Genomic DNA, 1575 nt, shown 5'->3' with positions numbered 1-1575 from the left:
CCGTGACAAACACCAGCTAAAGCCGTACTGTACTGATCAACCAAGTGGGCACTTCCAACGAGCGGCCCTGGGCATTTTCGCTGAGCGTCATCAAGGCCGATTTCCGAGAAGGCGGCGGTGCGTCCGATGCCGGGATTTCATCCAGCCGTTCCACCGCCCCGGCGAAAGGGGCAACTAGCTCCTCAATCTTGGCGTCAACGTGGGCGATGTCGGCGTAGATCTGGTCCACCCAGGCCAGCATCTTGCGCAGCAGGAACGCGTGGTGGTCGGTGAAGGCTTCCACTAACGCGCTGATCTTGGCGCGCATGCTGGCGCGGGCCACTTGCGCGAGCAGGGCAGGGTTGCGATCTCCGGCGATCAGCGCGGCCATCATGGCGCGGCCGGATACACCGAAGATGTCGGAGGCCACCGACAACTTGATCTGGGCGTCCTCGAGCAGCTTCTCTGCCCGGGTTCTTCTCCGCCGTGCGCACCGCCACCAGGTCGCAGCGGTAGCGAGGCAGATCCCGCATCTCTTGGATCTGTGGCGGAGGTACGAAGCTGGGGCGGATCATCTGCCATTCGGCGACCTTGCATAACCAGACCGCCAGCGTTCCCCAAGCACGCAAGTGCCTGAGCCATCATCCCCGATCCGCTCCCCGAATAGGAGATCATCGAGCGGGCATCCGGCTGATGCCGGACTGGCCGGTTGAATCGGCTCACCGGATGAGCGCCGCCTCACGAAGACTGCGACTGCCCGATAATGTCATCCGAGCAGGTCATCCAGCTTCTCAGACTCCTTCCGACTTGTACCAGCTTGGTGCTATGAGGGGAGCATCGCCGGAGCCGGAGGCCTTCTCGGGGCAGGTCGGAAGAAGGTCTGCCTACGGGGCCACCTGACGGATCGTTCGATGTTGAACCACGCGTCGAGCACAGCGACCGCCATCACGTAGTGTCGGCGTGCTCTGGAGTAAGAGATTCATTCTGTGAAGCCACGATGCAATGATTAAATGGGGTTGTCGGCCGTGCTCGGTGCGTGCTCGTATGCCCCGTCACGCGCCGTCAGAACCCGGCATTGCCTGACACGCAAAACGCATTGAGGTGGCACGAACCGTCACCCAACGGCACGGCGCGGCACTAAAAGATCTTGCTTCTAATCCGATGGTCGCAGTGCTCGCAACTCCGATGTCTGCGCTTTCGAGACGAGTCGAGACGAAGCTTGATCTCGTCTTTACGTTCGATCGCGTTTGCGGCCAACGCTTGATTTATCGAAAGCAGCGCGTTGCCAATGATTTGCTGAACATATACAGAATGCCTTGTCTCGAACTTCGGTAGGGCTCGCGCACGAATTCTTGGGACTTCGACTGCCTAATCCGATGGCTACCGCGTTCGAATTCCGCGCGACTGCACTTAAATCATGATGCTGACCTGCGGTAACGCGATGATGAGCCATCTGCGTGGGACGGATTACCAGGTCGCCGTGCTCGGAGTGCGCTCGCGTGCACTAGTGGGCCGTCCCGGAACGTTGACCGGGTAATTGATCTCGGCTGGTGAACCCGTCAGGCTGGCTGCCTCTGAAGCTGGGAGGTAGTCGTG

At 60.3% G+C, this 1575-nt stretch carries 1 protein-coding gene; it reads right to left on the bottom strand.

Features of this window, described 5'->3' with window-relative positions:
- Positions 1-16: 16 nt before the first annotated feature.
- Entirely contained in the window at positions 17-409 is a 393-nt protein-coding gene (locus tag AB0L65_RS62895; protein WP_364267619.1) for a hypothetical protein, read from the bottom strand.
- Between the last annotated feature and the right edge of the window lie 1166 nt (positions 410-1575).

The organism is Nonomuraea sp. NPDC052116 (genome assembly GCF_040680035.1).
Lineage (GTDB): Bacteria > Actinomycetota > Actinomycetes > Streptosporangiales > Streptosporangiaceae > Nonomuraea > Nonomuraea angiospora_A.
The sequence above is the reverse complement of the archived record's forward strand: the minus strand, read 5'-3'. Positions and strand labels throughout refer to the sequence as shown.